Raw genomic sequence first — 22,483 nt, 5'->3', positions numbered from 1 at the left:
TACAGATAATATCGGGTTTCGATCATTCCCCCCTACGTTATCGGTTTAAAACAAGATCAAGGAAAACTTATTTGACCTCGTACATTCCCCATTTCGCGATATATACTTTTGATGCGTGGCTTTACGTCTTTCGCGATATTTAAACCATTGCAGTTCAATGCTTTCGCGAACCCATAACACATGAAAAACAAAGCCTTACATCATCGCGATTTTTACTTACACTTCATGTTTCATTGACGTATTTAATACTTTTAAACCTAACGGCAATATATCTATCACACCGCCGTTAAACTCTAATTTACGTTTTTTTCCTGCTATGTCAACACTGTTTTTTATTACATGTTTATGTAGTCAGTATTTCTGAAAGCGGGCTTTGAGAATGAGGGTGTTGTCGGGCAGCAGAGACAAAAAAAGCCCCTGAAGGGGCTGAATGGTGCCGAGCGTGAGGGAGCGTAGCCAAAAAGAGGCGGCTTGAACTATGACGGGTATTAAGCCGCATTATGCTCCGCCTGAATAACATCGGCCGAAAATACATATCCCACACCGCGTATAGTCCGGATTAATGCCGGTTGATGCGGGTTCGGCTCTATTTTTTTACGGAGCCGCATAATCAGCACATCTATAGTTCTGTCGAAGACTTCGAGGCTTTCGCTGTGGGTCAGTTCTAACAACCTTTCACGCGACAATACTCTGCGTGAATTCTGCATCAACGCCAGCAGTAAGCCGTATTCCCCTTGGGTGAGATCAACCTGCTCCGATTGTGCGTTAAAGAGCTGGCAGCGCTCGGTATCCAGTCGCCAGCCGTTGAAATGCAGACCGCAGGTTTTGGTGGTTGTCGTTTCTAACGCCAGCGCGCCAGAGCGGCGCAGCACCGCTTTGACTCGCGCCACAACAACACGTGAATTAAACGGCTTGGCGATGTAATCATCGGCCCCCATTTCCAGCCCGACGACCACATCAGACTCACTCCCCAGGCCCGTCAGCATCACCACTGGCAGGTCCGGACGTTGGCGCTGAATTTGTTGCAACACTAGCAGCCCATTAATGTCAGGCAAAATCATATCCAGCAATACCAGCGCAATTTCTGGAAACTGGGCAACAACTTTCAGCGCTTCATTCCCTGTGTGGCAAACCCTCACGTCAAAAACGTGCTCATTAAGTACCTCTCGCAGCACGTCACAGATTGCCTGGTCATCATCCACCAGCAAAATTGCAGGTTTCATGGTTGTACTCCGCGATGGATGCATTGGGAAATTATAAGTGTGGGTGATTGTTGAAGGAGTGGCGCGAAAAACACAAATGCCCATGCTGAAAATTCAACCAGTGTCACAATCCCTCCCCTGCTCGACACGTCACTTTTGACGATGACCTGTTTTTCGTCAGCGTTTTGTTGCTTTTATCACCGTAAGATACCCGTAATACCCCCTGTTTCTATATGGCATAGATAATGCATATAGACCTCCAAGTAAGTAATAATGACTGGAGCAACACTGATGAAAAAAGTCGTCACGGTTTGCCCCTATTGTGCCTCGGGTTGCAAAATCAACCTCGTGGTCGATAACGGCAAAGTCGTCAAGGCGGAAGCGGCTCAAGGTAAAACCAACCAGGGCGATCTTTGCCTGAAGGGTTACTACGGCTGGGATTTTATTAACGATACTAAAATCCTCACTCCGCGCCTCAAATCACCGATGATTCGTCGCCAGAAAGGCGGCAAACTTGAAAACGTTTCCTGGGATGAAGCACTGAACTACGTCAGTACTCGCCTGAGCGAAATCAAAGCGAAGCACGGCTCTGATGCCATCATGACTACGGGTTCTTCCCGCGGTACAGGCAACGAAACTAACTATGTAATGCAGAAATTTGCGCGCGCCGTTATTGGTACCAATAACGTCGATTGCTGCGCACGCGTTTGACACGGCCCTTCGGTTGCAGGTCTGCACCAATCGGTCGGTAACGGCGCTATGAGCAACTCAATCGTCGAGATTGAGGATACCGATTTAGTGTTTGTGTTCGGGTATAACCCGGCAGATTCACACCCTATCGTTGCTAACCGCGTAATTCGCGCCAAGCAAAAAGGGGCGCAAATCATTGTTGTCGATCCGCGTAAAATTGAAACCGCGCGCATCGCCGATATGCATTTGCAGTTAAAAAATGGTTCTAACATCGCCCTGCTTAACGCAATCGGGCATGTGATTATCGAAGAAAACCTGTATGACCAGTCATTCGTGGCTTCTCGTACTGAAGGTTTCGACGAGTATCGCAAAATTGTTGCTGGCTACACGCCTGAATCTGTTGAAGAAATTACTGGCGTTACTGCGGCAGAAATTCGCAGTGCAGCACGCATGTACGCGAATGCGAAAACTGCCACGATTCTGTGGGGCATGGGTGTAACCCAGTTCTATCAGGGCGTGGAAACTGTTCGCTCGCTGACAAGCCTTGCGCTGATGACCGGCAACCTGGGTAAACCGAACGTTGGTGTTAACCCGGTTCGTGGTCAGAACAACGTTCAGGGTGCCTGCGATATGGGCGCGCTGCCGGATACTTATCCTGGCTACCAGTACGTTAAAGATGAAGCGAGTCGCGAGAAGTTCGCCAAAGCATGGGGCGTGCCTTCACTGCCAGCTCATACGGGCTATCGCATCAGTGAGATCCCTCACCGTGTCGCACATGGCGAAGTTCGTGCCGCTTACATTATGGGTGAAGATCCGCTGCAAACGGATGCCGAGCTTTCGGCTGTTCGTCAGGCGTTTGCCGATATGGAACTGGTGATTGTACAAGACATCTTCATGACCAAAACCGCGGCTGCGGCCGATGTGATTTTGCCATCCACCTCCTGGGGTGAACATGAAGGCGTTTATACCGCCGCTGACCGTGGCTTCCAGCGCTTCTTTAAAGCAGTTGAGCCGAAGTGGGACCTGAAAACGGACTGGCAGATTATCAGTGAAATCGCCACCCGTATGGGTTACCCAATGAGCTACAACAACACCCAGGAAATCTGGGATGAGTTGCGCGGCCTTTGCCCAGATTTCTACGGGGCAACGTACGAGAAAATGGGCGAGCTGGGTTATATCCAGTGGCCTTGCCGCGATGTTGCTGAAAGCGATCAGGGAACCTCGTTCCTGTATGACGGCAAGTTTGACCGCGAAAACGGCCTGGGTGAGTTCTTTACCTGTGACTGGGCACCGCCAATCGACAAAATCACCGAAGAGTACCCGATGGTGCTTTCAACGGTGCGCGAAGTCGGCCACTACTCTTGCCGTTCGATGACCGGCAACTGTGCGGCACTGGCAGCCCTTGCGGATGAACCTGGTTATGCGCAAATCCATATCGATGATGCCGCTCGTTTGGGTATCGAAGATGAAGCGCTAATCTGGGTGAATTCACGTAAAGGTCGAGTCATCACACGTGCGAATGTAAGCGAGCGTCCTAATAAAGGTGCCGTTTATATGACTTACCAGTGGTGGATTGGTGCCTGTAACGAGTTGGTGACTGAAAACCTCAGCCCGATTACTAAAACGCCGGAGTATAAATACTGCGCCGTACGTGTCGAGCCGATCGCCGATCAGAAAGCTGCCGAGCAGTATGTGATTGACGAGTACAACAAGCTAAAAGCCAGCTTGCGCGAAAGCGCGGCAGGTTAATCTTCCCAAAGAAATAAGCCTAAGAGCTGCCAATTGGCAGCTCTTTTTTTTGCCTTTTGCCCCTCTCCTCACAGGATTTATTGATTAGATTTTCAACAATTTAATTAATGCGTGATCTGTCGCCCAAAAAGTAAACAAAGCTTCCAATGGCCCCTACGATTAACGTTTATGTGACATATTATTAACATCCTAAAAGGAGAAAAAAAGCATGAGCCAAATACATAAACACGCCATTCCCGCAAATATTGCGGACAACTGCCTGATAAACCCGGAGCAATACCAATCCATGTACCAACACTCGGTACATGACCCCGACGCATTTTGGGGTGAGCAAGGCAAGATCCTTGATTGGATCAAGCCTTACCAAAAGGTGAAAAACACCTCTTTCGCACCCGGAAACGTCTCAATCAAATGGTATGAAGACGGCACGCTAAACCTGGCCGCTAACTGCCTGGACCGACACCTGAAAGATCGTGGCGATCAGACAGCGATCATCTGGGAAGGCGACGACGCCACCCAGAGTAAAACCATTACTTACCGTGAACTGCATCGTGAAGTGTGCCGTTTCGCCAATACCCTGGTGGAACTAGGTATCAAGAAAGGCGATGTGGTGGCGATTTATATGCCGATGGTGCCGGAAGCCGCCGTGGCGATGCTGGCCTGCGCGCGCATTGGTGCAGTGCATTCGGTGATTTTCGGTGGTTTCTCACCTGAAGCCGTGGCCGGGCGCATTATCGATTCCAGCTCCAAACTGGTGATCACCGCCGATGAAGGCGTTCGTGCCGGGCGCTCGATTCCGCTGAAGAAAAACGTCGATGACGCGCTGAAAAACCCAGGCGTCAAAACTGTCGAACACGTTGTGGTTCTGAAACGTACCGGCGGCAATATCGAATGGCATGAAGGTCGCGACCTGTGGTGGAACGAGCTGGTTGAGAAAGCCAGCGCGCACCACCAGCCAGTGGAAGTGAATGCCGAAGATCCGCTGTTTATCCTTTACACCTCCGGTTCAACCGGCAAGCCAAAAGGTGTACTGCACACCACCGGCGGTTACCTGGTTTACGCCGCAACCACCTTTAAATACGTATTTGATTACCATCCGGGCGACGTGTACTGGTGCACCGCCGATGTGGGCTGGGTCACCGGCCACAGCTATTTGCTTTATGGCCCGCTGGCGTGTGGTGCAATCACGCTGATGTTTGAAGGCGTGCCAAACTGGCCAGCGCCAAACCGCATGGCGCAAGTCGTTGATAAGCATAAAGTGAATATTCTCTATACCGCACCAACTGCCATTCGCGCTTTGATGGCGGAAGGCGATAAAGCTGTCGAAAACACTGACCGTTCGTCGCTGCGTATTCTGGGCTCTGTCGGCGAGCCGATTAACCCGGAAGCGTGGGAATGGTACTGGAAGAAAATCGGTAACGAGAAATGCCCGGTGGTAGATACCTGGTGGCAGACCGAAACCGGCGGCTTCATGATTACCCCAATCCCTGGTGCGACCGAGCTGAAAGCCGGTTCTGCCACGCGCCCATTCTTCGGCGTGCAACCAGCCCTGGTAGATAACGAAGGTAATCCACAACAAGGCGAAACAGAAGGCAACCTGGTGATCACCGATTCATGGCCAGGCCAGGCGCGTACGCTGTTTGGCGACCATGAGCGCTTCGAGCAGACCTATTTCTCGACCTTCAAAAATATGTACTTCAGTGGTGACGGCGCGCGTCGCGACGAAGACGGTTACTACTGGATCACCGGGCGCGTGGACGACGTATTGAACGTTTCCGGTCACCGCCTGGGCACCGCAGAAATCGAGTCCGCACTGGTGTCACATCCAAAAGTCGCCGAAGCAGCCGTTGTCGGCATTCCGCATAACATTAAAGGCCAGGCGATTTATGCGTATGTAACGCTAAATCACGGTGAAGAGCCGACGCCGGAGCTGTATACCGAAGTGCGCAACTGGGTGCGTAAAGAGATTGGCCCGCTTGCTACCCCGGATATTTTGCACTGGACAGATTCACTACCGAAAACCCGTTCCGGCAAAATTATGCGCCGCATTTTGCGCAAAATTGCCGCCGGCGATACCAGTAACTTTGGTGATACTTCAACGCTTGCCGATCCGGGCGTTGTTGAGAAGTTACTGGAAGAAAAACAATCAATTACCATGCCTTCGTAACATTCTTGATGTGCTCTGCCCTCTCACTTTCTGTTGTAGGGCGGATAAGTGCAACGTCATCCGCCACCGTTTTTAAGGTGGATGACGCTTCGCTTATCCCCCCTACGCCGTTTCAGCCGGTATGAGGGAATTATAAAAAAACCAACCATACCTGTGGAGACTGTGTGATGAATGAATCCATTTATCAACGGATAGAAGACAGTGCGCATTTCAGGGAGTTAGTCGCTAAACGGCAACGGTTTGCCACCATTTTGTCCATCATCATGCTGGTGATTTATATCAGCTTTATCCTGCTAATTGCCTTCGCGCCAGGCTGGCTGGGTACGCCTTTACACGCAGGCACAACCGTGACGCGCGGCATTCCTATTGGTGTTGGCGTGATACTGATTTCCTTCTTCCTGACAGGCATTTATGTCTGGCGGGCGAACGGCGAATTTGACCGCCTGAATAACGCTGTGCTGCGCGAAGTGAAGGTATCATGAAACGTCTTCTCGGCCTTGCTGCCGCACCGCTGCTAAGCCTGCCAGCCTCCGCGTTTGCTGCGGATGCGATTACGGGGGCGGTACAACGCCAGCCCACGAACTGGCAGGCAATTATCATGTTCGTGATTTTTGTCGCCTTTACGTTGGGTATTACCTATTGGGCGTCAAAACGAACCCGCACGCGTAGCGATTACTACACCGCGGGCGGCAATATCACTGGCTTCCAGAATGGCCTGGCGATTGCGGGCGACTATATGTCCGCCGCGTCGTTCCTCGGTATTTCGGCGCTGGTATTCACCTCGGGTTACGACGGCCTGATTTATTCGCTAGGCTTTTTAGTCGGCTGGCCAATTATCCTGTTCCTGATTGCAGAACGCCTGAGAAACCTCGGCAAATATACCTTTGCTGATGTGGCTTCGTATCGTCTGAAACAAGGACCGATTCGCATTCTGTCGGCCTGCGGCTCTCTGGTGGTAGTGGCACTTTACCTGATTGCCCAGATGGTGGGCGCGGGCAAACTTATCCAGCTGCTATTTGGCCTGAACTACCACGTTGCGGTGGTGCTGGTTGGCGTGTTGATGGTGATGTACGTATTGTTCGGCGGCATGCTGGCGACTACGTGGGTGCAAATCATCAAAGCCGTGTTGTTGCTGTTCGGCGCAAGTTTCATGGCCTTTATGGTGATGAAACACGTCGGCTTTAGCTTCAACAACCTGTTCGCTGAAGCGATTGCGGTGCACCCGAAAGGAGTGGCGATTATGAGCCCAGGCGGGCTGGTGAAAGACCCGATATCGGCGCTGTCGCTGGGGTTAGGTTTGATGTTTGGTACCGCCGGTTTGCCACATATATTGATGCGCTTCTTCACTGTGAGCGATGCCCGCGAAGCGCGTAAAAGCGTGCTGTATGCCACCGGTTTCATGGGGTATTTCTACATCCTGACCTTTATCATCGGCTTTGGCGCAATCATGTTGGTGGGTGCAAACCCAGCCTTTAAAGATGCTGCTGGCGCACTGATTGGCGGTAACAACATGGCAGCGGTTCACCTGGCTGATGCTGTGGGTGGTAGCTTGTTCTTAGGCTTTATCTCGGCAGTTGCCTTCGCCACCATTCTTGCGGTGGTTGCCGGTTTAACGCTTGCGGGTGCATCTGCAGTTTCCCATGACCTCTACGCTAACGTGTTCCGTAAAGGGGCATCTGAGCGTGATGAGCTGAGAGTGTCGAAAATCACCGTTGTGATACTGGGCGTGGTGGCAATCGGCCTTGGGATTTTGTTCGAGAACCAAAACATCGCCTTCATGGTTGGCCTTGCGTTCTCCATTGCGGCGAGCTGTAACTTCCCAATTATTCTGCTCTCCATGTACTGGTCAAAACTGACCACACGCGGCGCGATGATTGGCGGCTGGCTCGGCTTGCTGACAGCGGTTATCCTGATGATCCTTGGCCCAACCGTTTGGGTTCAGGTTCTTGGACACGCAACGGCAATCTTCCCGTATGAATACCCAGCGCTGTTCTCGATTCTGGTGGCGTTCGTGGGGATTTGGGTGTTCTCAGCAACCGATAACAGCCCGGAAGGCAATCTCGAACGTGAGAAATTCCGTGCTCAGTTCATCCGTTCCCAGACCGGGATTGGCATTGAACAAGGCCGTGCACACTGATTAGCGTTATCCGTTCCCGGCTCGTTCGAGTCGGGAAATTTCTTCTCCGTTTCATCTCACACTTTCCCCTGCGCTACGTGCCGCTACTCACAGTTTATTGCTCGCAACACGTGATAAGCATCACAGAGAACTTCTCCATTTTGGGAGGCTTCTCGCGAATTCAGCCATTGTTTGCTTCAGCCACGTCGCACTCACATCTTCTTGCACGACAACCCTCATCCACCTTCTTATGATTATCCCAACAAGCTACCTGCAAATCCGCGTAGCCGTTCGGCATTCAACAACAACGAGACGTAGTGCGGACTCCCAGGCGGTGGCGAATCAGCCCAGCGCTCAAGCGTATCGGCAAAACGCAGTAATGTTTCCCGGTGCGAAACCGCAGTTTTTACCACCTGAGCTGTATCGCCATAGTGTTCACTGATTTGCAGGCTGCTGACGGCAAATGCCACCTGCGAGAACAACTGGCCGTACATTTCAGCATTGCGCCAGGCCGCTTCGAGGCACTCCAGTGTGTCGTTGTGGCAAGTGATGCGCAGCTCGCGCAGTTGATGCAAGGCCGAGGTTGCAAGGAAATGGGCACTCTCTTTTTCAAGCCCGATCAGCTGGCGTTGTTCAGCACCAAGTAGAGGATCGTCAGTCGGGAATAACGGTTGAAAAGCCTGAGCCCAGTTAGCGCTGCGAATATCCGTATGCAGGAGTTGCTGGGCCTGAGCGTAGCTTTCCGGGATCTGGCTTTGGTAGTGCATCCGACGGCCCAGAAGATTCGGCGTTTTGCAAAGCCAGTCGTAGCTCGATGCGTACAGCGCACTAAATCGCTGGCGGTCGGACTTGCTGCGAAAGCCGAGTTTTTGCTGCTCAATCCAGGTGTCGATGGTGTTTGCCGGTTGAGCCTGGTTAGCATGGCTCAAACCAATAAGATTTATGGCGTTGGCAGAATCCATCGTCAGGCCATCTGGCAGCCACTGCCACGAAACTCGCGAGGTGATGGTTTCAATATTGTGGTCAACGAGGCTGGTTGCCCAACTCAGACGCCCCTGGATCTCATCAGCCAGGAAACACGGCAGGATCGTCCAGCCGTAACCGGTGCCCCAAAGATCGTATTCGATCCACTTTTTATGGCCGGTGAGCGAGACAATATGTGGATGGTTGGCAAAGCCGGGATGGTAATCCAGTTCGGTGGCTTTAATGGACGCGCGAACATCATCCGGCAGGCCCGAGAGTACACGGGAAAGCTGCTGGCGAGGCCAACTGGTATCAATGAAATCACGCAGGATGAGTTTTTTACCCTGGGCACGTAACAGGCTCCAGACTTGATGCAGACTTTGCTGCCAGCCCTCAGTCTGAAACTGCGGCGTGGTCAGGCTTAATATCAGGCCGCCAAGGTGCGGTAATAACGGCAGTAATTGGGACAAAATCGACGAATAAAACTGCTGCCAGAAATCGGGCGTGCTGCGCTCATCAAACGAAAACTCCGGAAATTTACGCCTGATGATGTCATCGGTGGGAGCGGCTTCGCCTTGTAGCCAGAAGCTGAGATTATTTTCCTGCAAATAAACGCTGACTTTTTTTAAATATTGCAGGGCATTTTTTTGTTGGTGAATAAGGTTTTCAACGTCATGCCGGTAACTAAGTGGTGACGGAATGGCAAGTAACGAAAGTAATTCCTGCTGATGAAGAATAATGCCCGTAAAACCATGCTCTTTGGCAGCATTAACACAGGAAATAAACCACGGCCAGTGCCAAATAAACGGGCTGTTTAACTCCATTAATTGATGCGGAACCAATTTCATCTGAATTACCGGAAATAACGAATTTATCAAAAATACCATGACTTCATGAATGAGGACATTATGAAAAAATATGCATTAGTGGGCACTGGCGGACGCGCTGGTTTATATATCGAAGCCATCAGCGGTAAATGGAAAGAGAATTCGCAACTGGTGGCATTTTGCGACACCAACCAGACGCGCATGAATTACGCCAATAAACTGTTGAGCAATGCAGGTGCAGCGCAGGTATCAACCTGGAAAGCGGCGGATTTTGAAACCATGATCCGCGAGACGCGCCCGGATATTATCATCGTCACCACTATGGACCGCACCCATGACGATTACATCGTGCGTGCACTGCATGCCGGTTGTGATGTGATTACCGAAAAACCGATGACGATTGATGAGCAACGCGCTTTGCGCATTCTCGACGCCATCGAAGAAACGGGTCGCCAGGTGCGCGTGGCATTTAACTATCGTTACGCACCGCATCACAGCAAAATCCGCGAGTTGCTGATGGAAGAAACCATCGGCGAGGTGTTTTCAGTGCATTTCGAATGGCTGCTGAACACCGAGCATGGCGCAGATTATTTCCGCCGCTGGCACCGCGAAAAACGCAACAGCGGCGGCCTGCTGGTGCACAAATCGACCCACCATTTTGACCTGATGAACTTCTGGCTGGGCAGTTATCCGGAACGTGTTTATGCCGAAGGCGGTTTGCGTTTTTATGGCAAAGAGAATGCGGAAAAACGCGGAGTGGCACAGTTTTATCCTCGAGCTCATGGCTTTGCTGCGGCGAAAGATGACCCGTTTGCGCTGCATATGGGAGAAAACGAACAGCTCAAAGCGCTGTATCTGGATGCGGAGCATGAAGATAACTACTACCGCGACCAGAGTGTTTTCAGCGATGGAATCAACATCGAAGACACGTTATCCGTGCTGGTGAAGTACCAAAACCAGGTACAGATGACCTATTCGCTTAATGCGTTTTTGCCGTGGGAAGGGCTGAATGTGGTGTTCAACGGCAGCCGCGGGCGGCTTGAGATGAAACTGGTGGAAATGTCTTATGTGAATGCGGGTGGCGACCGTGAAAACGAAGGCAGTCTGGAAAGCTGCGATATCACCGTGTTCCCGATGTTCGCCGCACCTTACAAAGCCGACTTCAGTATTGGCGCGGGCGGCCACGGCGGTGGCGACAACGCGATGTTGGCCGATTTGTTTGGCGAGCCGAGCAACGACCCGTTAAAGCGCGCCGCCGATCACCGCGCGGGGGCGATGTCGATTTTGACCGGTATCGCCGGGAATATTTCAATGCAGCAACAGCGCCCGGTTTGGTTTAAAGAGTTTGAGTTGGTTTCAAGACTGAAAAGTAAGTAAGCGCTTACTGGGTGGATTAGCCAGCCAGTATTAAAACATCAACCAGCTTAGCAACGGCGCGATCAGCACCATCACCACACCGGAAAACATCATCACTAAACTGGCGACCACACCTTCCTGCGGGCCAAGTTCGTAGGAACGTGCGGTGCCAGCGCCGTGAGAAGCGGCACCAAAACCCGCGCCTTTTGCCATTCCTTCACGAATGGCGAGGCGCAAAAACAGCACGTCGCCCACCGCCATACCAAACACGCCTGTCACTACCACAAATAACGCCACCAACTCCGGCTGCCCGCCGAGTGGTTTGGCTGCGGCTAATGCAAAGGGTGTGGTAATCGAACGTACCGCCAGGCTACGTTGAATTTCATCGGGCAAAGTAAATAAACGCGCCAGCCAAACCGAACTGGTTACCGCAACAACAGTGGCGGTGATAACCCCCGCCGAAAGCGACATCCAGTGGCGTTTAATCACATTTAGATTGTCATAAACCGGCACTGCAAAGGCGATAGTCGCCGGGCCAAGCAGCCACAATAACCAGTGCGCTTCGCCCATATAATTTTGATAGGAGATATGACCAAAAACTAACATCGCCACCAACAATACCGGCGTTAAAATCAACGGCATCAGAGGCAATTTTCGAAAGCGACGATAGAGTTTTTTATTGGCAAAATAGAGCCCAAGGGTAATAACCAGGCACAGCAAACTCAGCTGAAAGTTACTCACCACGAGCCTGCCTGCGAGCATTTCGCGCCAGCTCATAACGATAAACTTTATCCACCACCAGCGCAGTAGCACCCAGTACCAGTGAAGTGCTGATGGCAATCACGATGAAGATACGCCAGCCATCTACCATCAGTAATTCGGCATAGTTCACCACCGCGACCACGGCGGGCACAAAGAACAGCAGCATTTCAGCTAATAACCAGCGGGAACCCGCACGAACCCACTTTAGCGGTACCACTCGGCAGACGATCAATGCCAGCAATAGCACCATTCCCACGAGATTTGCAGGGAGCGGTAAATGCCACCAGTCAACCAACTGTTGGGCGAGAATGAACAATCCTGCGTAAAGCGCAACTTGCACCGGCACCTGAATACGGCGGAAAAGAACAGGCGTAAAACCACGTAACGCCAGGGCCATGAGATTGGCACTCCAAAGAAATGTGAGCTTGTAATTATAGTTAGCTCACTTCAACGATAGAAATGAATTAAAATCATCACAGGTATAGTCAACAGGAATAATTATGGACATCAGGACGCTACGTTATTTTGTTGAAGTGGTTCGCCAGCAAAGTTTTACCCGTGCGGCCCAAAAGATGTTCGTCACCCAGCCGACCATAAGCAAGATGCTGCGTAACCTCGAAGATGAGCTGGGTTGTACTCTGCTTATTCGTGATGGCCGCAAACTATTACTGACTGATACCGGGGAGGTGGTTTATCAACGAGGATTAACCATTTTGGCGGAATTTCGCCAGTTGGAAGCCGAACTTGGTGATATCAACCATCTCAACAAAGGCGTGTTGCGCCTTGGTATTCCACCGATGGTCGGCACCATGATGGCAGGGCCAATTAGCCTATATCGCCAGCGCTATCCAGGTGTTGAATTAAAGATTTCAGAGTTTGGCGGTTTAACGGTGCAGCAGGCTGTTCTTAATGGCGAGCTGGATTTAGCCATGACCGCGTTGCCTTTTGAAGATGAGCACCACACTTTCTGCTCGTTACCTTTGCTGCATAATCCGCTGTGTGTGCTGGTTCCGCGCTCCGGCCCATGGACCACACGAGAAAGTATCGACCCCATAGAGCTTGCCGGACATCCTCTGCTTATCTACAACGAGGATTTCGCGTTAAGCCGCCAGTTAATTCAGCTCTTCCAGGAGCATGGGTTTACTCCGCGGATTGCGGTACGTAGCGGTCAGTGGGATTTTCTGGCCGCGATGGTGCAGGCCGGTGTAGGGATTGCGATTCTACCGGAGATTATTTGCCAAAAACTGGATAAAAATACGCTGATGTGGCTGCCATTAAACAGCGATTTAACGTGGCAACTGGCAATGATTTGGCGCGATGGGGTTTATATTTCGCAAAGTGCGCAGGCATGGATTGCCTGCTGTAAGGAGTTTTGGCCGGTCAGTTCATAGCGCCCTCACTCCAATCCTCTCCCCCTGCAGAGGGAGAGGAATAGTCGATTACTGCTGTTCGACCAACAACGCTTCCAGCAAATCCAAATCGTGCAGCAGCTTCATCAACGTCTCGTTGCTGATTTTCTGCGTGGCGCGTAAATGGTAAAGCTCGGCACGCTCGGAGCGAAGTGCAGCCAGGCGGAACCGGCGCTCAAGGTTCTCTTCAAGCTCACTACTTTCTACATCGTTACGCCCGTCAGCCCGGCGGCGTAGGTTCCCGATAACCCGCGAACTGACCTCTTTTAACAGCTGATCGTCGATGTTTTCGTTCACGTCGGCGTGCAGGCGCTCTTCCATTTTCTCGATGGCGACAATCGCCACTTCTGCCGTGGCAGCGCGGGCAATACGTTCTTCCTGGCGCGCCATGGATTTGTCGGGAACTTCCACGTTACGCAATAAAATCGGCAGCATAATGACCCCGGTAAAGAGCGAGAACAGAATCACGCCGGTGGCAAGGAAGATAAGCTCATAACGCGCCGGGAAAGGCGTTCCATCACCTAACAGCAACGGAATGGACAACACACCGGCAAGGGTAATCGCCCCGCGCACGCCAGCAAACGATGCAATACACAGCTCGCGCATGGTGTAAGAGCCGAACTCCAGCGGGCGCTTTTTCATAAAGCGTAAACTGATGCGTTTCATCGCCCACAGCCACAAGAAACGCACGCCAATCAGGGCGAAATAGATAAGCCCGACGTCGACAAACAGCATCCATAATTCGACGTTCGGATCGGCGTTTGCCGCCGCAATCGACGTTTTCATGATGCTGGGTAATTGCAGGCCTAACAGCAAGAACACCATGCCGTTAAACACAAATTCGAGCATCGCCCACACGCTGTTTGCACGCAGGCGCATTGCCAGTGGCGCGCTGCGTAATACGCCAGAACGGGTGATCGTCATACCCGCAGCAACGGCTGCAAGGATGCCGGACACGCCGATGTGTTCGGCAATCAGGTAAGAAGCAAATGGCAACAGCAGAAGCAGCAGGATTTGCGTGGCGGGTTCGTCACCGCTCCAGCGGCTCATCAGACGCAGCGATTTGCCGTACAACCAGCTGACTGCAATTCCCGCCAACAGCCCGCCTATCGCCACTTTGAAGAACTCGAGCGTGGCACCGCCGACAGTAAACACCATGGTGCCCACCGCCACTGCGACTGCCATTTTCAGCGATACCAGGCCAGAGGCGTCGTTCATCAACGCTTCACCCTGCAAAATCCCCATGATTTTCTTTGGAATTCGCCCTTCTCCGACAATACCCGAAAGCGCCACGGCGTCGGTCGGCGAGAGTACAGCTGCCAGTGCAAAAGCCGGAATCAACGGTATTCCTGGCACCAGGAAGTAAATCAGGAAACCAATGCCGACAACGGTGACCAGCACCAGAACCAACGCAAGGCCGATGATTTCCCGCCCGTGATTGAGGAATTCGTGAGTCGGCGTTTTCCAACCATCCGCAAATAGCAGCGGCGGAATAAACAGCACCAGGAACAGTTCCGGGTTGAAGTCGACATGCAAACCAAAGTGCGGCCAGGCGAGTACGGCACCGATTGCAATTTGCATTAACGGAAGCGGGATCTGGAATGGCAGCATGCGTGTAGCTACCCCAGAAAGAGAAACCACAAGGGTCATGATGAGAATGGTAAAGAAGATTTCCATACTGTCCTTAGTCGAGGTGTTTTGTGAAACCCTTTTTGCAGGATGTTGTGTTACCCAATAGTAAAACAACTTTTTATACCCGAAGGAAACAGGAAATAACTTGAAGTGGTTTTGGGAGGATTACTCAGAGTTTTTACTCTAAATAATTCGAGTTGCAGGTAGGCGGCAAAGGAGCGAATCCCCAGGAGCTTACTAAAGTAAGTGACTGGGGTTCGCGAGTGCAGCCAACAATCCTGCAGCTCGAAGTATGACGAGTATTCAGAGTTTTTACTCTAAATAACTCGAGTTGCAGGTAGGCGGCAAAGGAGCGAATCCCCAGGAGCTTACTAAAGTAAGTGACTGGGGTTCGCGAGTGCAGCCAACAACCCTGCAGCTCGAAGTATGACGAGTAAAATTAAATTGCCCAGCCGCCTGCATAGAACGCGACTAAAGCTATTGCGATAACCACGGTTCCGATGTTCAGCTTGCGCCACTCACCAGAGACGATACGGCCAATCACCAGAGTTGCGAAACCAATCATGATGCCGGTAACGATGTTACAGGTCAGCACGATAAATACCGCAGTAATCAGGCCCGCCATGGCATCAACAAAATCTTCAAAATCGATTTTGCCCACGTTGCTCAGCATCAGCAAACCAACATACATCAGCGCCGGAGCGGTTGCGTATGCTGGAACCAGATAAGAGAGCGGAGAGAGGAACAGAATCAGCAGGAACAGCACACCAACGGTGATTGCTGTCAGGCCGGTTTTACCGCCTGCAGCAGTACCTGCCGCAGATTCAATGTAAACCGCAGCAGGAGCCGCACCCACCAGGCCTGAGAACACGGAGCTCAGGGAGTCGGTAGTTAGCGCTTTGCCGCCATCGATGATTTGACCGTCTTTATCCAGCAGATTTGCCTGGCCCGCAACGGCGCGGATAGTGCCGGTTGCATCGAATACCGCAGTCATTACCAACGCCAGAACGCTTGGCAACACCACTGGGTTCAACGCACCCATGATATCCAGGCTACCGATCAGCGAGTTGCCCGCTTCATCTTTCAGCGAAGGCATAGCGAAAATGCCAGAGAAATGAACGCTTGGGTCAAAAATCAGGCCGAAAACAGAAATACCGATGATGGTCAGCAGAATGCCGCCAGGGACTTTCAGTTTTTCCAGACCGATGATCACCGCAAGGCCAATCAGCGACATAATAACCGGGAAGCTATCGAAATGACCGAGCGCAACTGGCAAGCCATCAAGTGGGTTTTTAATTACCAGGCCGACACCGTTTGCGGCAATCAGCAGCAGGAACAGGCCGATACCGATACCAGTACCATGCGCAACACCCATCGGTAAGTTACGCAAAATCCAGCTACGAATACCGGTTGCAGAGATGATGGTGAACAACACACCCATCAGGAACACGGCGCCTAAAGCAACCGGAACGCTGATGTGTTGGCCGAGCACCAGGCTGAATGCAGTAAACGCAGTCAGTGAAATGGCACAACCGATTGCCAGCGGCAGGTTCGCCCAAAGGCCCATGACAAGAGAGCCAACACCGGCTACCAGGCAAGTTGCCACAAAGACCGCCGCAGGCGGGAAACCTGCTTTACCGAGCATGCCCGGTACGACGATCACGGAGTACACCATCGCGAGGAAGGTGGTTAAACCCGCTACAACTTCCTGACGAACGGTGCTGCCACGTGCAGATATTTTGAACCAGGCGTCAATGCCGCCGGTTGCACGCGGAGAATGATTAGACATAGTGAAAAATCCCCTGAGATTTTTATGATTACGTTGGTATGCGTGGTGGACAATCCACTGCCAGTTAAACGTTTTAAATCGAATTTATCCCTGTGCTGCGTTTATGACAAAAAAGGGCGTCACAAAAAAAGCAAACGTTTAACTCCACGCATACAAACTGGGTGTCAAAATTAAGGCAAACGATTATCCGGCCTTCTTACATGGATTTTCAACCGAACTTTGCCGCTTTTTGCCGAAAAATGCGTTAGCCGGTTAAAATATCGCCACCTCGTGCGCAAACGTTATCGTCGATGCGCAATTTAGCAACAATGATGCAAGATACGGGGAATGCATTTTCCTGGCTCATAGGATTTTTCGATACCTGTACTTAAGGTATTTCGAACGGGCCGCCCTGCTGAATGGCTCTCTGCCAGGCCGGACGGATTTGGATTTGGTTATACCAGTTTTGTAAATTCGGCAGATCGTTTATACCGCCGCGAGATAGTAAAGCGATAACAGGGAAACTCATCTGAATATCTGCAGCACTTAGCGCTTGCCCGGCAAACCACGGCGTTTGTTGCAGGCAATCTTCGAGGTAACGCGCATGCGTCAAAATCTGTTTATTGAGATACGCTTTTTGCACACCCTGCCCTAATAAATTTCCCACCGGACGCAGTAACCACGGCACCGGCGCTTTGCCCAGGCTGCCAAATACCAGTTTCATCATTAATAACGGCATCAACGATCCTTCGGCGTAATGCAGCCAGAAGCGATAACGCAGTTTGTCCTCGCAGGAAATCGGTTTGAGGCGACTTTCGGGATCGTAGGTTTCTTGCAAATATTCGATGATGGCCCCAGATTCCGCGATGATGTTGCCGTTATCTTCCACCACCGGCGATTTCCCCAGCGGGTGCACGGCTTTTAACGAGTCGGGCGCAAGCATGGTCGGTTCGCGTTGGTAGCGCACAATTTGGTACGGCACCTGAAGCTCTTCAAGCATCCATAAAATACGCTGCGAGCGGGAGTTATTAAGGTGATGAACGATAAGCATGAGGTAACCTTCTGTTTAGCAAGATGCGTTAACTATAGGAAACGTTGAGAAGTCTGCAGTATTAGAATTGTTCAAAAAACATGCTGTTTTGCCTTGAAACCTGACTGAGCCTGGCTACACTTAAGTTGTCAGCGCAATCCGGAACCTCCTGAGAATGTGTGATTGAGGGACGCTGATGTCGGGGGAAACCCTCCTTGCGAAAAGCGGGATAGATTGAAAGACAAAGACCGGGTAATAAACTAAAGCGCCGAAGTTGGGCGCTTTAGTTTTGCCTGCTATTGAGGTTAATCATCTTCCAGTAAACGAGCGCCCGTACCCTCTTCACCGAGTTTATCGCCTGGGTTTCGCAGCGGGCAGTCAGCACCCGATAAACAACCGCAACCAATGCAGCCATCTAGTTCATCACGCAGCGCGGTCAGCATATTGATGCGCCGATCCAGCTCTTCGCGCCATTGCGACGACATCTTTTTCCAGTCGTTTTTATTGATTTTGTGGCCGTCGGGCAACACGCCAAACTCTTCGCCAATGGTCGAAAGCGGAATGCCGATTCGCTGTGCGATTTTAATAATGGCGACGTTTCGCAGCACATCACGCGTGTAACGACGCTGGTTTCCGCTGTTTCTTCTGCTTTTAATAAGCCCCTTGCTCTCATAGAAATGCAAAGCCGAAACGGCCACGCCGCTACGCTTCGCCACTTCGCCAGGACTGAGTAAGGGTTTAAAGCGCGGTAATTTCTTTTCCATAATGCTCTTTACCTCAAGTTAACTTGAGGAATTATACTCGCTGCCAACAAAACCTGCTAACGAACTAACAGGCTTGAGGATGGCTTATGGCACACCAGGACATTATTCAAACTTTGACTGAATGGATTGACGATCACATTGATCAACCGCTGAACATTGATGTTGTGGCAAAAAAATCAGGCTATTCAAAATGGTATCTTCAGCGGATGTTCCGCACCGTGAAGCGCCAGACGTTAGGTGAATACATTCGCCAGCGCCGTTTGTTGATGGCGGCCAAAGAGTTGCGTAGCACCCAGCGACCAATTTTTGATATCGCGATGGACTACGGTTACGTTTCCCAGCAGACATTTTCCCGCGTTTTCCGCCGTGAGTTTGACCGTACACCCACTGATTATCGTCACCACGCCTGACGAGACGTGCCGCAATATTGTTACCTGAACACGCAAAGATGGGTCAGAAAATGCGCCATACAACTGGCGATTAAAAGAACAAATGTGATATAGTTCACAAATCCTGTGAGACAGGATTTTTATTACATTTTCTGCACCCTATTCATTCCCCTGACGGTCCCGAGCTGTAATTGTTGCGCTTTATGTCGCGCATAACCGTTGAGCGTAATGAGTTATGTGATTAAGGAACAATTTTCATGGCGGCAATTACTACCAGCGTTTTATTGATGCGCTGGCCTTTAGTCAGTGCAGTGCTGATGTTTTTAGCCAGCACGTTGAATATCCAGTTTCGCAAATCCGATTACACGTTTTTTGCCATCGTCAGCAGCATGCTGGGGATTGCGTCTGCTTTGTGGTTTGCGACCGGTTTATTAGGGTTAGAACTGGCTGATTTCCCGGTTATCTGGGCATCGTTTAAAGACATCATGATTGAGATCTCAAGCCATGCGCCGCCTGAGTGGCCAATGGTAATGACCTGATTGCCAGGATTAGAATTGATAACGGCCTCATTGCGAGGCCGTTTTTGTTTTACTGGTTAGCTTTTGCCGTCGCGGGCATTCACCGTACTTTGCCTGAATATAAGCTCAGCTTTGGCTCTGCTACCTGGCGGTTCATCGTGGTTGGCGATTTTTTCCAGCATGAGTTGGCAGGCTTCCTGCGCAAGCCGTTTCTCATTTTGCCGCATCGACCAAATGTTATTGGCGAGGAAACTCAGCATAATATTGTCATCAAAAGTGCCAATATTAATTTCATGAGGAATATAGCCATACCACTCACGCAACACCCCCAATGCCCCTTGCAAAATCGGCAACGATGAAGCAATGAAATGTTGCGGCCAGGAATGATGGGTGTCGATGTAGTCCGTCATCATTTTTTCCCCATCGCTCAACTGGTTGTGCCCAGCGCTGCTGATATGCGCGGGTGTCCACTCGATGCCATGCTGTTCCATTGCTAAACGATACCCGGTCAAACGGTCAATTATCGAAGGAGAATCTGGATCGCCTACAAAGAATTGAATCGGTGCATGAATATGGTTCAACATTGCGTCAGTCAGCCTAAAACCGCTATCAACGTTATCCGTCACCACGCAGCATGTACCTTCTACCCCAAAATCCCGGTCAAGAAACACCATCGGCTTCAGACAGTTTTTCAGGTAATGCGCCTGACTTACCGCATTCGTCGATACAACAAAAATCCCATCAACATTGCGATTTTCCAACGATTTTACCAAAAGATTTTCATACGCAGCATCGTTGTTGGTACAACTTATCATCAACTGATAACCCTGTTCGCGACAGCGAGCCTCCAGTAATTCAGCCAGTACGGAAAAGAAGGGGTTCGACAAGCGCGGTATCACCAGTCCAAAGGTGTCAGTCTTATTCAGTTTCAAACTACGCGCCGCAAGATTGATGGTATAGCTATGTTTTTTAACGTAGCTATTGACCCTTTCCTGGGTCTTTTCGCTAATGCGATATTTCTGCGCATTACCGTTCAACACAGCACGTACCGTTGTGATGGAGACACCAAGATCCACGGCGATTTGCTCAATTGTCTTTGCCAATCTAATCCTTCCTTAGCTGGAGCTGGTTTGTTTACGCCATAATGCTTTCAAACGCGGACCAAAAATCGGTAGCAACAGTGTCAGTATCGCGATACCTAAGAACACTGCACAGACCGGGCGCGTCAGAAATATCATCGGGTCACCTTCGGAGATAACTAACGTGCGGCGGAAATTCGATTCTGCCATTGGCCCAAGAATAATACCGATGACGATCGGAGACATCGAAAAGTCCAGTTTGATGAGAATGTAAGCGGCAAGACCTGCCCCCATCATCACAAACACATCGGTCATATCATGGTTTACGGAATATGCGCCAACCGAACACAGCACAAAGATAATCGGCACCAACACGCGGCGCGGCACACTCATCACTTTGGCAAACAGGCGCATACCCATAAAGCCCATAATACCCATGAAGATATTCGCGGCGAATAACCCAATAAAAATAGAGTTTACTTCAACTGGATGCTCCGTAAATAACTGTGGCCCAAGTGCCAAGCCCTGTACCATAAATGCCCCCATGATAATTGCAGTTGCGCCATCTCCTGGGATCCCAAGTGTCATCAATGGCACCATTGCACCACCTGCTACAGAGTTTGCACCTGCTTCAGGGGCTGAAACACCTTCAGGTGAACCGTGGCCAAATTCTTCTGGATGTTTTGACCAACGTTTGGCTTCGTTGTAGGCAATAAACGAGGCAATATCGCCACCAGTTCCTGGAATTGCTCCGATACCAGTGCCAATGACAGATGAACGAATATAAGTTGGCATCACACGTTTAATGTCAGACCAGGTCGGAAAAATACGGTCAATTTTGCTTTTGGTCTGGCGCACAATACCCGCAATGCGCTCACGGTGATCTTCCTCAAGGCTTAATAATCCTTGAGAGAATGCAAACAAACCGACCAACACAGGAATAAATGAAATCCCGCCCATTAAATAGATTGAGTCAAAAGTGAATCGCATTCCGCTGGTCATTGGGTCAAGCCCAATGGTGGCAATAAATAAGCCCAGAACACCGCCAATAAGCCCCTTAATAACGGACTGCGAAGAAACACTAGTAATAATGCTGATACCAAATATCGCTAATGCAAAATACTCAGCAGAAGAAAAACCGGTCGCAACTTTCGCCAACAATGGCGCGATTAAAACCAGCGCAATGGTGCTGAACACACCACCAAACATTGAAGCAAGGGTCGATAAACCCAGTGCACGCCCTGCTTCACCCTTCTTCGCCATCGGGTAGCCATCAAGTACAGTGGCTGCCGAAGCAGGTGTGCCTGGCGTGCTGATTAAAATGGCCGTAATCGAGCCACCGTAAACTGCACCGCAATACACACCCAGTAACATCAGGATGCCGGTCATCCCCTGGAATGAATAGGTTAGCGGCAGCAACAGCGCAATTCCCATATTCACCGTTAATCCGGGCAGCGCACCAATAATAATCCCCGCCAGAACACCCAGCAAAATCATGCCGGTAGTCTCTAAGCTGAAGACAATCATCAGGGCATCAAGAATTTCGTTCATCATGACCTCTTATTACTCGGAGAAGATGGATTCCGGCAGCGGTGAATTAAAGACAATCTCAAATGAAACATAAATACACAGGACAATTAACGCAGTCGTAATTACAATAAACAATGGGCGTCTCTCACCCATCACCCACATGATGGCGGGAATCAAAACCAGCGACGAAGCAATAAATCCGGCGTAACAAAGTGCAATCGCGTAAATCACCATAAGGATGGTGACACCATAGGCTTTACGAACCGGAAAAGATGAGAGATCGGCCTTCTGGCTATTGTCTCCAGCACCTTGAAAATAAGTACTGATGCACTGGATAATTCCCAAGCCAATAAATAGCCAGGCCAGACAATAAGGCCAGAAGCGCTCACCTAGCATTCCGTTTTCATCAAACATCGGCATATTGCGCGAAAGGAAGATAATTGCTATCCCCAGTACCAGTGAGAACATCCCAACAAAAATATTCTGCGTACGCATTGTTGTTTCTCCCTCCTGCCGTAAAACGGCAGGAGTC

Annotated in this window: 19 protein-coding genes; 8 read left to right on the top strand and 11 right to left on the bottom strand. The window is 50.6% G+C overall.

Annotation, left to right across the window (positions count from 1 at the left end; translation table 11 throughout):
* Nucleotides 1-488 precede the first annotated feature (488 nt).
* Complete coding sequence (locus LVQ79_RS13665; protein ID WP_232865384.1) at nucleotides 489-1,223, bottom strand: response regulator transcription factor; 735 nt, start codon at nucleotides 1,221-1,223, stop codon at nucleotides 489-491.
* A gap of 270 nt (nucleotides 1,224-1,493) precedes the next feature.
* Between LVQ79_RS13665 and fdhF the strand changes: the two genes are divergently transcribed.
* From fdhF to actP, 4 genes are all read left to right on the top strand, one after another.
* Entirely contained in the window at nucleotides 1,494-3,641 is a 2,148-nt protein-coding gene (gene fdhF, locus LVQ79_RS13660; protein ID WP_232865383.1) for a formate dehydrogenase subunit alpha, read from the top strand.
* A gap of 208 nt (nucleotides 3,642-3,849) precedes the next feature.
* Nucleotides 3,850-5,808, top strand: coding sequence for an acetate--CoA ligase (gene acs / locus LVQ79_RS13655; protein WP_232865382.1), 1,959 nt, complete (start codon nucleotides 3,850-3,852; stop codon nucleotides 5,806-5,808).
* Between the two features lie 167 nt (nucleotides 5,809-5,975).
* A complete protein-coding gene (locus LVQ79_RS13650) occupies nucleotides 5,976-6,290 on the top strand; it encodes a DUF485 domain-containing protein (protein ID WP_232865381.1) in 315 nt (104 codons plus the stop codon).
* The gene (gene actP / locus LVQ79_RS13645) at nucleotides 6,287-7,945 is read left to right on the top strand and encodes a cation/acetate symporter ActP (RefSeq protein WP_232865380.1); all 1,659 of its coding nucleotides are present in this window, start codon (nucleotides 6,287-6,289) and stop codon (nucleotides 7,943-7,945) included. Before LVQ79_RS13650 ends, actP begins: the two co-directional genes overlap by 4 nt.
* Before the next feature lie 233 nt (nucleotides 7,946-8,178).
* Here actP and LVQ79_RS13640 read toward each other — a convergent pair whose 3' ends face one another.
* Nucleotides 8,179-9,735, bottom strand: coding sequence for a hypothetical protein (locus tag LVQ79_RS13640; protein WP_232865379.1), 1,557 nt, complete (start codon nucleotides 9,733-9,735; stop codon nucleotides 8,179-8,181).
* 60 nt (nucleotides 9,736-9,795) lie between these two features.
* Here LVQ79_RS13640 and LVQ79_RS13635 point away from each other — a divergent pair, with 60 nt between their 5' ends.
* Entirely contained in the window at nucleotides 9,796-11,091 is a 1,296-nt protein-coding gene (locus tag LVQ79_RS13635) for a Gfo/Idh/MocA family protein (RefSeq protein WP_232865378.1), read from the top strand.
* A gap of 30 nt (nucleotides 11,092-11,121) precedes the next feature.
* Here LVQ79_RS13635 and LVQ79_RS13630 read toward each other — a convergent pair whose 3' ends face one another.
* Nucleotides 11,122-11,811 carry an LrgB family protein gene (locus LVQ79_RS13630; RefSeq protein ID WP_232865377.1) on the bottom strand — a complete coding sequence of 230 codons (690 nt, stop codon included), beginning with the start codon at nucleotides 11,809-11,811 and terminating at the stop codon, nucleotides 11,122-11,124.
* The gene (locus tag LVQ79_RS13625; protein WP_232865376.1) at nucleotides 11,804-12,229 is read right to left on the bottom strand and encodes a CidA/LrgA family protein; all 426 of its coding nucleotides are present in this window, start codon (nucleotides 12,227-12,229) and stop codon (nucleotides 11,804-11,806) included. The genes LVQ79_RS13630 and LVQ79_RS13625 overlap by 8 nt, the downstream gene beginning before the upstream one ends.
* A 103-nt stretch (nucleotides 12,230-12,332) precedes the next feature.
* On the opposite strand from LVQ79_RS13625, the gene LVQ79_RS13620 reads away from it, so the two are divergent.
* A complete protein-coding gene (locus tag LVQ79_RS13620; RefSeq protein WP_232865375.1) occupies nucleotides 12,333-13,223 on the top strand; it encodes a LysR family transcriptional regulator in 891 nt (296 codons plus the stop codon).
* A 48-nt stretch (nucleotides 13,224-13,271) separates the two neighbouring features.
* On the opposite strand, the gene LVQ79_RS13615 is transcribed toward LVQ79_RS13620, so the two are convergent.
* From LVQ79_RS13615 to soxR, 4 genes are all read right to left on the bottom strand, one after another.
* Entirely contained in the window at nucleotides 13,272-14,918 is a 1,647-nt protein-coding gene (locus LVQ79_RS13615) for a Na+/H+ antiporter (protein WP_232865374.1), read from the bottom strand.
* Between the two features lie 394 nt (nucleotides 14,919-15,312).
* Nucleotides 15,313-16,662, bottom strand: coding sequence for an NCS2 family permease (locus LVQ79_RS13610; RefSeq protein ID WP_232865373.1), 1,350 nt, complete (start codon nucleotides 16,660-16,662; stop codon nucleotides 15,313-15,315).
* Between the two features lie 367 nt (nucleotides 16,663-17,029).
* Nucleotides 17,030-17,692, bottom strand: coding sequence for a glutathione S-transferase family protein (locus LVQ79_RS13605; RefSeq protein WP_232865372.1), 663 nt, complete (start codon nucleotides 17,690-17,692; stop codon nucleotides 17,030-17,032).
* Between the two features lie 284 nt (nucleotides 17,693-17,976).
* Nucleotides 17,977-18,435, bottom strand: coding sequence for a redox-sensitive transcriptional activator SoxR (soxR, locus tag LVQ79_RS13600; protein WP_120066667.1), 459 nt, complete (start codon nucleotides 18,433-18,435; stop codon nucleotides 17,977-17,979).
* Between the two features lie 86 nt (nucleotides 18,436-18,521).
* Between soxR and soxS the strand changes: the two genes are divergently transcribed.
* The gene (gene soxS, locus LVQ79_RS13595; RefSeq protein ID WP_232865371.1) at nucleotides 18,522-18,845 is read left to right on the top strand and encodes a superoxide response transcriptional regulator SoxS; all 324 of its coding nucleotides are present in this window, start codon (nucleotides 18,522-18,524) and stop codon (nucleotides 18,843-18,845) included.
* A 236-nt stretch (nucleotides 18,846-19,081) separates the two neighbouring features.
* Nucleotides 19,082-19,363, top strand: a complete 282-nt coding sequence (locus tag LVQ79_RS13590; protein WP_232865370.1) for a YjcB family protein — start codon at nucleotides 19,082-19,084, stop codon at nucleotides 19,361-19,363.
* A 56-nt stretch (nucleotides 19,364-19,419) separates the two neighbouring features.
* On the opposite strand, the gene LVQ79_RS13585 is transcribed toward LVQ79_RS13590, so the two are convergent.
* From LVQ79_RS13585 to LVQ79_RS13575, 3 genes are read right to left on the bottom strand one after another with little or no spacing between them, the layout of a single operon-like run.
* Nucleotides 19,420-20,445 carry a LacI family DNA-binding transcriptional regulator gene (locus LVQ79_RS13585; RefSeq protein ID WP_232865369.1) on the bottom strand — a complete coding sequence of 342 codons (1,026 nt, stop codon included), beginning with the start codon at nucleotides 20,443-20,445 and terminating at the stop codon, nucleotides 19,420-19,422.
* A 12-nt stretch (nucleotides 20,446-20,457) separates the two neighbouring features.
* Entirely contained in the window at nucleotides 20,458-21,975 is a 1,518-nt protein-coding gene (locus LVQ79_RS13580) for a tripartite tricarboxylate transporter permease (RefSeq protein WP_232865368.1), read from the bottom strand.
* 9 nt (nucleotides 21,976-21,984) lie between these two features.
* Nucleotides 21,985-22,446: a tripartite tricarboxylate transporter TctB family protein gene (locus LVQ79_RS13575; RefSeq protein WP_232865367.1), complete on the bottom strand. Its 462-nt coding sequence runs from the start codon at nucleotides 22,444-22,446 to the stop codon at nucleotides 21,985-21,987.
* Between the last annotated feature and the right edge of the window lie 37 nt (nucleotides 22,447-22,483).

The organism is Buttiauxella cochleicola, assembly GCF_021282405.1.
GTDB classification, from domain to species: domain Bacteria; phylum Pseudomonadota; class Gammaproteobacteria; order Enterobacterales; family Enterobacteriaceae; genus Buttiauxella; species Buttiauxella massiliensis.
The sequence above is the reverse complement of the archived record's forward strand: the minus strand, read 5'-3'. Positions and strand labels throughout refer to the sequence as shown.

Bases quoted from the DNA above. Each gene is read 5' to 3' on its own strand.
- LVQ79_RS13665 (WP_232865384.1), bottom strand. From the start codon at position 1,223: ATGAAACCTGCAATTTTGCTGGTGGATGATGACCAGGCAATCTGTGAC.
- LVQ79_RS13620 (WP_232865375.1), top strand. From the start codon at position 12,333: ATGGACATCAGGACGCTACGTTATTTTGTTGAAGTGGTTCGCCAGCAA.
- LVQ79_RS13580 (WP_232865368.1), bottom strand. From the start codon at position 21,975: ATGATGAACGAAATTCTTGATGCCCTGATGATTGTCTTCAGCTTAGAG.
- LVQ79_RS13590 (WP_232865370.1), top strand. From the start codon at position 19,082: ATGGCGGCAATTACTACCAGCGTTTTATTGATGCGCTGGCCTTTAGTC.
- LVQ79_RS13605 (WP_232865372.1), bottom strand. From the start codon at position 17,692: ATGCTTATCGTTCATCACCTTAATAACTCCCGCTCGCAGCGTATTTTA.
- LVQ79_RS13650 (WP_232865381.1), top strand. From the start codon at position 5,976: ATGAATGAATCCATTTATCAACGGATAGAAGACAGTGCGCATTTCAGG.
- soxR (WP_120066667.1), bottom strand. From the start codon at position 18,435: ATGGAAAAGAAATTACCGCGCTTTAAACCCTTACTCAGTCCTGGCGAA.
- LVQ79_RS13615 (WP_232865374.1), bottom strand. From the start codon at position 14,918: ATGGAAATCTTCTTTACCATTCTCATCATGACCCTTGTGGTTTCTCTT.
- LVQ79_RS13625 (WP_232865376.1), bottom strand. From the start codon at position 12,229: ATGGCCCTGGCGTTACGTGGTTTTACGCCTGTTCTTTTCCGCCGTATT.
- LVQ79_RS13635 (WP_232865378.1), top strand. From the start codon at position 9,796: ATGAAAAAATATGCATTAGTGGGCACTGGCGGACGCGCTGGTTTATAT.
- acs (WP_232865382.1), top strand. From the start codon at position 3,850: ATGAGCCAAATACATAAACACGCCATTCCCGCAAATATTGCGGACAAC.
- soxS (WP_232865371.1), top strand. From the start codon at position 18,522: ATGGCACACCAGGACATTATTCAAACTTTGACTGAATGGATTGACGAT.
- LVQ79_RS13610 (WP_232865373.1), bottom strand. From the start codon at position 16,662: ATGTCTAATCATTCTCCGCGTGCAACCGGCGGCATTGACGCCTGGTTC.
- actP (WP_232865380.1), top strand. From the start codon at position 6,287: ATGAAACGTCTTCTCGGCCTTGCTGCCGCACCGCTGCTAAGCCTGCCA.
- LVQ79_RS13640 (WP_232865379.1), bottom strand. From the start codon at position 9,735: ATGAAATTGGTTCCGCATCAATTAATGGAGTTAAACAGCCCGTTTATT.
- LVQ79_RS13575 (WP_232865367.1), bottom strand. From the start codon at position 22,446: ATGCGTACGCAGAATATTTTTGTTGGGATGTTCTCACTGGTACTGGGG.